This window comes from Nitrospirota bacterium, from assembly GCA_015233895.1.
In the GTDB taxonomy this organism is placed as follows: domain Bacteria; phylum Nitrospirota; class Thermodesulfovibrionia; order Thermodesulfovibrionales; family Magnetobacteriaceae; genus Magnetomonas.
Genome location: JADFXG010000006.1, coordinates 127,510 through 139,324 on the forward strand (window position 1 = coordinate 127,510; position 11,815 = coordinate 139,324).

Annotated in this window: 8 protein-coding genes; 2 read left to right on the forward strand and 6 right to left on the reverse strand. The window is 37.0% G+C overall.

Annotated features, from left to right (window positions below; all coding sequences use genetic code 11):
* Positions 1-55: 55 nt before the first annotated feature.
* The 3 genes from HQK88_06755 to HQK88_06765 all read right to left on the reverse strand — a co-directional run bounded on the left by HQK88_06755 (position 56) and on the right by HQK88_06765 (position 6,138).
* Positions 56-3,508: an N-6 DNA methylase gene (locus HQK88_06755; protein ID MBF0616501.1), complete on the reverse strand. Its 3,453-nt coding sequence runs from the start codon at positions 3,506-3,508 to the stop codon at positions 56-58.
* A gap of 54 nt (positions 3,509-3,562) precedes the next feature.
* Positions 3,563-4,804 (reverse strand): HDOD domain-containing protein, encoded by a 1,242-nt coding sequence (locus tag HQK88_06760; protein MBF0616502.1) that lies wholly within the window; start codon positions 4,802-4,804, stop codon positions 3,563-3,565.
* A 92-nt stretch (positions 4,805-4,896) separates the two neighbouring features.
* On the reverse strand, positions 4,897-6,138 hold the full coding sequence (locus HQK88_06765; protein MBF0616503.1) for an HDOD domain-containing protein: 1,242 nt from the start codon (positions 6,136-6,138) through the stop codon (positions 4,897-4,899).
* Between the two features lie 307 nt (positions 6,139-6,445).
* Here HQK88_06765 and HQK88_06770 point away from each other — a divergent pair, with 307 nt between their 5' ends.
* A complete protein-coding gene (locus tag HQK88_06770; GenBank protein ID MBF0616504.1) occupies positions 6,446-6,799 on the forward strand; it encodes an aspartate 1-decarboxylase in 354 nt (117 codons plus the stop codon).
* A gap of 119 nt (positions 6,800-6,918) precedes the next feature.
* Positions 6,919-7,125: a cold-shock protein gene (locus tag HQK88_06775; GenBank protein ID MBF0616505.1), complete on the forward strand. Its 207-nt coding sequence runs from the start codon at positions 6,919-6,921 to the stop codon at positions 7,123-7,125.
* 116 nt (positions 7,126-7,241) lie between these two features.
* Here HQK88_06775 and HQK88_06780 read toward each other — a convergent pair whose 3' ends face one another.
* The 3 genes from HQK88_06780 to HQK88_06790 form a co-directional block, all read right to left on the reverse strand.
* On the reverse strand, positions 7,242-7,556 hold the full coding sequence (locus HQK88_06780) for a hypothetical protein (GenBank protein ID MBF0616506.1): 315 nt from the start codon (positions 7,554-7,556) through the stop codon (positions 7,242-7,244).
* A 208-nt stretch (positions 7,557-7,764) separates the two neighbouring features.
* Positions 7,765-8,256, reverse strand: coding sequence for a hypothetical protein (locus HQK88_06785; protein MBF0616507.1), 492 nt, complete (start codon positions 8,254-8,256; stop codon positions 7,765-7,767).
* A 39-nt stretch (positions 8,257-8,295) separates the two neighbouring features.
* Complete coding sequence (locus HQK88_06790) at positions 8,296-11,481, reverse strand: NACHT domain-containing protein (protein MBF0616508.1); 3,186 nt, start codon at positions 11,479-11,481, stop codon at positions 8,296-8,298.
* Between the last annotated feature and the right edge of the window lie 334 nt (positions 11,482-11,815).

The window sequence follows — 11,815 nt, forward strand, 5'->3', positions numbered from 1 at the left end:
ATTATAATATCAGAACTCTTTTTTTACAAGTAATAATACTACGAAAAAATTATTGTTACAAATTCGGCAGACACAGTTCGTCAAATACCCGGCTTACAAGCGTACCCGCCAATCTTTGGTCGTGGGTTCTGTTAAAATATGCCGTAAAGAGTTTTTCTTTAATATCTTTTACGTAGAGCTCGTAACTGTTTACAGCATTTACTATCGCTGCCGCATCTTTTGGTATTTTTATTATGAATGAGTTAAACCGCCAGCTATAGATTATAAACTTTGCCTCATGTTTACTCTCAGCAGTGTATTTAAAACCACCCTCTGCTATAACATCCTGCTTTCCCATATAATAGTACCCTTGCTTTAATGTCTCACCAGGTACTGAAATCTCATTTGAATCCTTAAGGTATTTAGAATCAATAAATTCCTCAGGGAATTTTTTTATTCCGTCAGGGATTATCTCATCTAAAACCTGTTCTAATAATTTATCTACGTCTCTTTGTGTTTTTGTTTTCTTTGCTTTCTTACGGGATTTAGCAAGATCAATCCGCTCTCGTACAAGACCTGTCAAACCCTCATAGAGAGGTTTTAGATATTTTGCCGGGTCAAGACCAAGTGCCTTAAGCACTGCACTGTCAAGTGCCTGCCTGTCTTTGAGTTTAACCTCCTCAAATATGGACTTTACCGGACGACTCGAAAGCTTATTAAAGACATCTATAATTTTATTTTCCTTTTTAGCATCAACTTTTTCTATATTTGGAACAAATAAGCTCTCTATCTCAGGGCCATAAAGTGTCAACAAGCCATCACCTAAGTTCACTCGTCCTGAAACCTCCACACTCATAAAAGTTAAAGTTGAATTTAAAACGGCACAGTCTAATAAGGTATTCCGATCACTATGGAATACACCCTCAAAAGCCACATCACCTATTAGACAGAGTGAATTATTCACAGGGAATGAAAATCGCTCACTTACAAAACGATTTATCATAAAATTACCATACCTTTTTTCACCTAATGAATACCAATAATTTCTACTGGAAACAGACGGAACATCCGGAAATAGAACTCCTTCTTTTTTTTGACTGCCACCGACCCTTGTTCTTTGCTTTTCTCCCCATTCAATATACCTGAGGGCTCCCATTTTTTTTGCTCTTCTCAATTCGTTTTTACCATAGTTACAGTAAAGCGCTGATAATTTTATTTTATCCGGGTCTATTATCAGTGAATCTATTTCCTTTGGTGATGTAACCAGTGCCGATACAAACTCCTCTTCTATCCCCCAGTGTTTAATCTTTTTGTCTGTTAAGTGAAAAAACTCGTTTATGCCTGTCGTATAACCTCTTCTAACATCAGCGAGCTCCTTTAATTGCACAAGTTTATCACTGCACTTTTCCATTATCTCAAAATATATCTCCGGCGCCCGCAGATACTTACCTAACCGTACTGTTTTACCTGAATCTTCAATCTTATCAAGAAGCTCTCCCTGCTTTAAAACATTTATCCTGAAATTATCGTTTTCGTAGCTTGCACGGCCATGTAAATTATTCTCAATCGTCTCGTTTTTAATTTTATAGTGCTCTGAGCCTGATTTTTCGATTGAATGAGTCAGCTTATAAAGATTAAACCATCTGTCCATTGGCAGTTTTACATCCCACGGAATCAGTTCTTTAAGGCGTTTCTTGATTTTGACAAATTTTACGTTATTTTCGCTTCTTTGTTTTATATCTTTGCAAAGCTCAAGTATTATAAAAACCGTGTTAACGGCGGCATCGTCAAACCATGCCTCGCAACGGGACTCTACCACTGCGATTATCTTGAATTTTCTCAGAAAGAATTTTTGAAGCTCATACCCATACGCCACATCAAGCCACGAATTTGAAGTAACAATGCCCATCCGACCGCTATCTTTAAGAAGCCTTGCAGCATGAAAAAACAGGTACGCATAAATATCAGCCTGTCCTGATAACTTTGTGCCTCCGTTATTGAAAAGCTCAGAATACTCGGTTCTCCAGTCAGCTATGAGAGTTTTTTCAATATCACCCTTATAGCCCTTTATGCGCCTCTCTATGAGTTCCTGCCGTATATATGGGAAATTTCCAACAATTGCGTCAAACTGCGGGATTGGCTCATTAATCGTAAAATCAGAGTTGGGTGCCGGCTTAGGTGGCGGAAACTTAAAAATGTCTCCGGCTTTTACTTCAAAGAAATCTTTCGACAGTATTCTTGGGAAATTAGCGTAGTCCTCTATGTTTTGCCTGTAAAGGTTGATTGTTGCCAATTCGGCTGGGAAACGTGCAATATCAAATCCCCATATTTGAGAAATCAATTCTTTATGGCTTTTAGCCCCCTCATGTCTTAGCTTGTCATACGCTCTGATGAGAAAAGTGCCGGTTCCGCAGGTCGGATCCAAAACCCTGTCAGACTTTGTTGTTATGCAAAACGATATGATTAAATCCACAAGTTCTTCATTCGTAAAGTATTGCCCAAGCGTATGTCTCTCCTGTGGCGGAATTAATTTCTCGAAAACGTTTCCAATAACATCCTGCGGCATATTGGAAAAATTGTATCTGTTAAGGTTATCTATAAGCTTAATAAGCGGAGCAACAGCATTTTCTGGAAAAGGCACTTTATCAGGAAAATCCTCTTCAAACACTGCCTGATAGTCTATCTGCTGGGCTGTTTGAAAATACTCTCTTATTTTACCGTCTATACCCGCAGGATTTAAGCCGGTTAATTCAAATTTGGGAATATCCGATCGGAATCGTCTGAGAGTCAGATAAAACAAGACTTTGCCAAGCAACCTGTAAACAATCTGTCTTGAGACGGTTTCATAAAAAGGCTCCCCCGCATCATATGAGGCTATTCCCTGTTTTACCGCCCAGTCGAAAAGCCCGTTCTTAAACTGAGAGCTCTTTCCTGTCTCAGTTATCAGCGATTCGTGTATGAATGGCCAAAGAGTTTTAACTGCCTCATAAAGCTCGTGTACAAAAAACGTGGTGTCAACATCGCTAAGGTAAAGGTGTCCTTCTCTGTGTAAAGTGGATAGATCATTTAAAATCTCTTTTGCCTTTGCCTTTAATAATTCCCGTTTGGATACTACCCAAAGGTCATCTGGCACTGAGACCTGAAAGACCGGTTCGTATGTTTTCAACCTGTGGACTCTTGATACCGCATCAAGTGCGTATGGTGTTCTCCAGATGACTGCATTTGTCATATTCCATGTTACAAAATAATCGGCAGACATAGAGCGTGCCTTTTCTGCGGCATTATTAAGCAGCTCGTCGTTATCAACCGGAGTTACCGGTGTTTTTAACTCCCATCCGCAAAATCCCTGATTACTCTGCCTGTTTAAGCATATCTGAATATCAGGAAATCTTGTCTTACCCTCTGATACCTGAAGGGAGGTCTCAGATGTGGCCACTTCAAATGAGGAGGTCATGTCTTTTAAGAATTCATTAAGCCACGATGTTACCTGAGCCGCAAACTCTCTCTCATTAGATTTAATATCGGTCATTGATGGCGTATTTTATCATTAAAAAGTAAATAATCCCAATCTGTATTTTTTTGGTTAAAACGTACTGGAAATGTTTTCAATAACTGTAAAAGCGTCCTCTTTTAAGTCTTTTATGTCCTGTACATCCATACGCAGCTCTGTCATCGCTTTTTCATAGACATTAAAAAAATCCTCGTCAGATTTAATCAGCGATGCGCCAGAAAAACCATAGTATTGACTCAGATGCTCGGCTAAAATAATCACATTCCATAGTTCTTTTGCTTCAGAGTAGTGTTCCATGCTGCGCGGAGTACCAAGCTCAGTGTTGTGATGATACTTTATCGCCTCAACAATGGAGCTATCCACTTTCCAGCTTTTTACAACAAGTGCGCTTACCTCTGTATGGTTTGTGCTAAACTCATTGTCTTCCTTATCAATAATTTCAACTGAATTAGACATTGCCATGTCAACGTATTTTCCATATTCCTGAAATTTATTTAGCAACAGCGGTAGAGCACAATCATGAAACAATCCCATAAGATAGGCTGAATCTGTATGTTTGGAATTAGTCTTACCGGCAATAAATGAACACAGAGTGGCAGAGGCTAAAGAATGTCTCCAAAATGTCTCGGTAACATTGCCGATTTTTTTGAGCGAGACATGCAATAGTGCCGCTAATATCATATCGGCAAAGTTCTTTATACCTAACACTTGTAATGCCCTCACTATGTTATCCACCTTGCCGGAGCCGTATATCGGTGAATTTGCAAACTTTAACAAGACCGCCGTAACAGCCACATCTTTCCTTATAAGCTCAGTGATCTTATCCAGTGCCGGAGTTGGTTTATTTAACTCAGTCCGAAGATCATTTATTATTGCAGGACACGGCGGAATGTTTAAACTCTTTATGTTTACCTGCTTTTGTATGGCTTCATTTGTTCTCACATATATTTTTCCGAGGAATGATTTAAGTTTCTGTTCAATAATTTCGTTATCAATCGGTTTCTTAATGTATCCAGATACGTTGGCTGAAACGCACTTTAAAATGCTTCCGCCGTCATGCTTTTCAGTAATCATCACAAAAGGGAGATCCTTTGTCGCAGGATTTTGCCTTGAAAACAAAAGCAGTTTATATCCGTCAACGTAGTCGTCATCCCAGTCACTTAAAATCAACTCTAAGTCTTTGATTGTTTGCAGTTTTTTAAAAGCATCAGTGTCATTAAAAACTTTTTCATAAGTAATCCAGGAAAAATGCTTTTTCAAATAAAGCTCAAGAGTTCTGTGCAAATCCAATGAATGTGATATTACAAGCATCATAAAAAGTTACTGCTCCTTTCGGTTAAACTTACAACATCATCTGTATGTTTAGCCGTTATTATTGTTAGAAATTCTATTTTTATTGATAACCATTAAAATGTATCAGCAATATTCTCTAAAACCTCGCCGGCATCCTCCTTCAGGTCTCTTATGTCAATTACATCAAGTTGCAATTCCACCATGGCCTTCTCATAGACATTAAAGAAGTCCTCGTCAGACTTAATTGGCATTGTTCCTGAGTAACCGTAGTATTGGCTTATGTGCTCTGCCAAAACAAGTATAGCCCATAACTCTCTAACATCGCGATAGTGTGCGGAGTTAAGCGGCGTACCTATATCAACACTGTGGTGGTATCTGACTGCCTCAACAATGACATCTTCTACTTTCCATGTTTTCACTACAAGGGCACTTACGTCAGAATGATTGGTACTGTACTGTTTGTCCTCCAGTGCAATTCCATCGGTGGAGTTAGACAAAGCCAAGTCGGCATGTTTTTCGTATCCAGGGAATCTCTTTAAAAACAACGGTATTGAGCAATCGTGGAAAAGCCCTGCGAGATACGCAATGTCGGCGTGTTTGGGATGTTTCCTGTTTGCTATAAAAGAGCACAGTACCGCAGAGGTTAACGAGTGCCGCCAAAACGTCTCAGTAACTACTCCGATATCTTTGATTGCTTCCTGTAAAATGGCAGCTAAAACCATATTGGCAAAATTATCCAAACCAAGTATATGAAGTGCCCTGAGAACGCTCTCAACTCTCCCTGCGCCATAAATTGGTGAGCTTGCCAATTTTATTATTGATGATGTAAGAGCCACATCCTTTTGTATATATTCAACAATTTTATCTAAAGCCGGAGTTTGCTTCTTTAACTCAGCCCGAAGCACATTAACTATAGCCGGACACGGTGGTATGTTTAAACTCTTTATAGCTACCTGCTTTCTTACAACGTCTGAACCTGTTACGTTAACTTTCTCAAAAAAAGGCTTTATCTTCTGGTCAATAACATCAAAATCAACAGGTTTTTTGACAAATCCAGACACTGAAGCATTAACACACTTTAGAATGCTTCCACCGTCATGCTTTTCAGTGATAATTACAAACGGCACTTGCTTTGTCTCAGGATTTTCCCTGACCATCGTTAGAAGTTTGAATCCGTCAACATAGTCGTCATCCCAATCGCTTAAAATCAGCTCATACGTGCCACCCTCCTCAAGGATTTTTACGCCATCTATATCGTTAAAGATCTTATCATACGTAATATGCGGAAAATACTTCTTCAAGTAATGCTCTAATACCCTGTGTAAAACTATTGAATGTGACACTATAAGCAACATTGATATGAGCCACCGTATAAAAACATCCTCTTAGTCCCGCAACGCAGGTAAAAAACTGAAGCACCTAACTTACACATACGAGATTTTAACAAAACAGCAAAGAAAATTTCTCTGTCACTCTAAAAAAAATTATAATCAAATAAGAATTGAATCCAAATAAGGACATTAAGGCAATTTTTTAAATTAGAAAATACTGAAAGAGCCTATTTTTTTGCATTACAATTGCAATATTTGTTATGATAGTTTAGATAAAGGGAGCGGCTACGGCCGTAAAAAAGTAAACTTATGATTAGAGGTAAGCGTTAAAATGTACAGATGCATGTTAAGGGCAAAGCTCCACATGGCAAGAGTCACGGAGGCTAATATTCTATACTCAGGCAGTCTTACCGTTGATGAAGACCTTATGGATTTAGCAGGAATGTACCAGTATGAGAAGGTGCTTATAAGCAATGTAAATAATGGCCAGAGATTTGAGACGTATCTAATTCCTGGCGAGAGGGGCTCAGGGGAGATATGTTTAAACGGAGCTGCCGCAAGAAGAGGTGTTGTTGGAGACAAGATAATTATTTTTAGTTTTGCCTACATTTCTGAGGATGAAATATCAAAAAGCTACAAACCAAACATTGTAGTACTATCTGATGACAATAAGCCAACAAAGTGAGAAACATTTAATCTATAAAAGAGCATAAGAAAAAATTCCTTGACTTAGGATGCTAAAAATGGGTATAACATGATGACGGCTTTTTAGGGCAATTAAAAACATGGGAGGTATTTTTAGAGATGTCACAGACTGGTAAAGTAAAATGGTTTAATGAGGCTAAGGGGTATGGTTTTATCCAGAAAGAAGACGGCGGCGACGTATTTGTACACTTTTCATCAATTCAGGGAAGCGGATTTAAGACCCTAAGAGAGGGACAAAGTGTTTCATTTGACCTTGTTGACGAGGATAGAGGCCAAAAAGCCACAAATGTAACTAAACTCGACTAAGTATCTTTTCTGTTAACATTTTAAGCACAATAATAGGTGTGGTTTTAGATGCTGCAAAGGCTGTAAGTTAGTTTTGTGTGCAAAAGGTTGGGAAATATAATCTCAAAAAAAAACGCTTATGCTGCCTGATCAGCCGCTATAGCGCCAAGCAAAGCCGAAACCCTGTTGGTATCAAAAGTCATAGAATTAAAGGAAAGTGTCGGATTTTTAAGCATGTTCTCTTTTAAATCGTTCACAGCCTGTGTTGCCTGCGACTCTGTTGTAATGCTTGAAGAGGTGGTGGTTGTCTGGCTCTTTATATCCAGCGTATAAGCATCGGTTTTAGACTTTATATCCTGCTGACTATCCCCGCTGCTTTTAAGGCCTTTAGCGGCTTGCTTCTTTTGGCTTGCAGCATCATTTGTAACTGCAGGATTATTTTGTACTTTCATCTTATCCTCCCTCACTTCTTTTAAACCTCAACACCCACAACTTATCGTAACACAAACATGCTTGTTGTTGTCAATAGCAAATCCTGATTTTTAAAGAGGGCAGACTTACGATATCTGATAATTTGAGTTGGTTAAACTCTTTACGAGTCCTTAGTGTGCGCATACTCCCGCACTAACCTGATTCCCTCCCAAGCCGGAAGCTTACCCTCTAATCATTTTTATGTTTCAGACACTCCTCTAATTCTTTTTCTAATTCAGCTATTTCTCTTTTTTTTCTATTTTCTCTATTAGCTTCTATCTGTAATAATTCTATTCTTGAATGCTCTTGTATATCTCTAGTCTTTTTCGGATCTTTTAGTACTTTTGTGTATTTTTTTATTAGGTCATCTTCGTTTAATCTTATTTTTTTCTCTAATGAGTTTCTATGTTTTTTCTTTTTTCTTTTTTTATACCATAATGAAACATCATCATATCTTCTTCCTATCCATAACGAAAAATTCTTCTCTTCAACTATTAAAATTGTCAATAACGGCATTAGAAATGATAAAAAACCTTTTAAAGGAGCATAAGATATTATATTTAATGATGCTGAAATAAACATAGCAATCCCAATTTTAGTCTTTCTTTTTAGTGGTGTTCTTTCTTTTTCAGTACCTTTTTTTTCAGGCTTATTTTTTGTTTTTTCAGTATCAATTTTCATTTTAGAATTACTTTTTGCTACTTTTTATCACTTGATAGTTTATTTTCGTTCACGAGCTAAAAGAATACCTTCCCATGCCGAAAGTTTGTCCTCTAATCTCAATATCGTTAGTTTGTTCCAATAATAAAACTCTAGAATCATACGCCGAGTCGCTTGCAGTCTCAGTAAAGTAAAGCTTGGAATAACATTTCCTGTTAGTAAGTTTAAAAATTTCCACTTAGTTTTTTGCTTATATATTTTTATATAATCATCCATTCCTACATATATATACTCGTATAATAAAGCTGAATAATTTCTTCGTGCAATAATTTCTTCTTTTTTATCTTTTGCTCTTAATATATGTATTAATCTTTCAACAATAGAGATTGTCTTCAATTCTTTATCGGTTGCTTCTTTTTTTAATGACATAATAATTTCTATTGCCTCAGAATAATCATCGTTTTTAAGAGTATTCATAAGGGTTTGATTATTTAACTGTTTGGCTAAGATATCATATAGATTTCTAATAATCTTAATATCTATTGTACAATTAAAGTCAAATGCTATGGCCAAAAAGCTACTTGTATGGTCATTATCAAAGGCATGGGAAATGACAGAGTAAAAGTCAATGCCGACAAGGTCGTCATGAGCTAGATCAAGGTTATGTATAAGTGAAAGTGCATATTTATAACTATTGTCAAGGTTATAAGTAAGTGCATTAGCAAGGACTTTAGTACGGACAAGCATGCTGTTAAGGACACGGCTATGAGCATAGTCAAGGTCAATACCACGGAAAAAGATTCGCAATGCGAACCTCATATAGGCTCGTAAAAAGACATTGTGACGGGCAAGCAGATCGGCAAGAGTGCTGGCAATATCAAGGTTTACTGCAATGTCAAGATAACGGACAAAGTTAAGATCGAGAACAAGGGCATTGGCTTGGTTTCGAATGTAATCATAGTAGTCTTCAAAAGTAGGATTTTTGTCTAAAACTTTTAATACAGATATTATGAATGTAATATTTACAGAAAGGTTATTTTTAAAAGATGGTAAGATTTTCATGTCCTCATCTGAAATAAATTGCTTTAAGTTATATTCTATCTTTATATTGCTATCTAAACTTTCATTATAAGTCCGATGAAAAGCTTTTATTGTCTCAGCATTTAAACCATAGATATTAAGGTTACCCTTATTCAGAGTCCATGATGAAATATTGTCAGTCTCACTAACATAACTTCTCGCCTCTTTTTCTGTAAGTAGCCTGTAAAAAAAAATACCATTGGATTTATCCGTCAACCATTTGCAAAATCTCAAAGAGTCAGTTAGTGTTATGCCGGTTAGTTCCATGTTTGCAATACCGGTTGGAAACTTATCGTCAAGCCAATGATCGGGCTTTATGTAAATACCATCCTTTTTCATATCGTCTATAAATAGCTGATATTCAGCGCAGGTGATAAAACTGGTGCTTATTTCTCTTGTTTCGTCAATTTTAGTAAACGACTTCAATCTCTTGTTAAGTATAACCTCAGCAGCTACTTTAAATAATTTTTTATCGTCGGATTCAAGATTGTTAAAAATTATATCATTAAGCTCTTGACGAATATCTGCATTAACCCGTTCAGCCTCCTCAGCACATTCCAACGCAAACAATAATGAAGATATAGATTTTTCATTCAAGCAAGACTTAATGATTTCTGTAGCGTCACCCTGTGCACAGTACAAACGAATCGTTTCATGCCACCAACTGTCTGTTATTAACTGAGCCCAATCGCTGTTTTTTGGCAGGCAAGAGGCTGTTAAATATTCCTGAAAAGTAAGATGGGCGAAACTGAGAATTCCGGTTTCTTTTTCTATAAGAATCCCGCTTGTTTCATGTAAATTTTTAAAGAAATTCTCTTCCTCTTTATCTTTAACGCCTATTTTTTTTAAGTCCTGCCGTAATAACGTGACAGCATCATTTATGGGAATTTCACGTAATTTATTTTTCATCATATGACAAGCTAAAGGCACAAGGATAAAGCGTTTCTTTCCTGCTGAAAACTCCTCCTCAATCCCCTTTGTTTGCCGCCATCTGCCCAGCATTACCTCACACATCTCCTTGTAAAGTTCGTATCGGCTGCCAGGAAGCTTTCCGTGAAATTTATGCACCATTGCTATCATAGTTAAAAGAAGCGGATTGACCGTAAGCTCTATAAGAGCAGGTATTTGCCTCAGTCCTTGAAGCAAGTATTCTGTCCATGTTTTAGCAAGCTCTTTTACTTTTTCATTGTTTACATTTCCAGCGCTTTTTATCTCATTTTCAAGGTACCATTTGCTTATAAAACTTCTTACCTGCCCGGCAGTGAAATTGCAAAGCTCTAACACGTTGATATTTGTAAGTGGCGCTTTCAGATAGCCCAAAGGCCGTGATGTTATGATAAACAAGCAATCAGGATAGTTGTTGATTTGATTGTCAACCCATGCAGATACAGCTTTTCTTTTATCTAAATCCCCTACCTCGTCAAGCCCGTCTAAGAGCACAATACACTTACCGCGTATCAGCTTATTTTCAAACCATTTGGGCGGAGGTTTAAGTGTCGGGAAAAGTTTTTTATCGGAAAAATGTTTATCTAATAATTCTGATAATGGAGGATTATCGTTTTTGATTTTATCGGCGTAATCTCTTAAAAATAAAAGAGTCGGGGTATAACGCCTTATCTTATGACGTTTGTGGCGGTTATTCAAAAGAGTGATAGCAACATTTTGAAGCAGAGTAGTTTTGCCACTTCCCGGTGCTCCTATAATTGCATAAGATTTTCTTTTTGTATCTTTTTTTTCTGTAATTCTGATAAAATCCCAAATATCACGTGCATTTTTTGAATCTTGAGTATCTAAAAAGTGCTTTGCTGTTTCCTGCGGATTTTTTGAAGCTGATATTTTTAGTTCTACAAACACATCTGTTAAATTTAAGGAATAAGAAGCGATTAATCCAAGTCCTTTCACATTAAAAGAATCGTGGGACATAATTATTTTTTTGCGGTAACGCCTATAAAAGCCGGGTGAAATACTGTGCACTATATTTAAAATTGATTGGGAAACCCAGTTTACAAATCTTGGTTCAAGTTTTTTCCATATTTTTCTTAACAACAAGAGCACAGCAGCTAATATAACGCCAGCAATACTTGTCTTTCCCCAACTAAATTGATTGCCAGTAAAAAAATGGTTCTTTAGAAATTCTGATATTATATTTAAAAACCAGGCGCTCACTCGTTCGTTACCACCCCTATAGCATTGTTAAGACAATAGAATTTCTTAGGATAAGAATACCACAAAGAGAGGAAAAAAATAAAATGATTATGAGTAGCTACGAAAATCTTTTCATCTGTTCGTCTGTTTAGCGGGCGGAGCTCGCCTCCCCTAAAAGGGCGGACATTACCCGAAAAAAGACTTGACAAAGCGGATAGAGTAAGGTATAATATAGCATTACAGTGAAAAATAATAAAATATGAGTAGATAACGGAATATATAATGGATAAATTAGTACACTATACTAGGAAATTAATATCAATGTCATACAAGCAATTATCCAAGCCCCAACAAG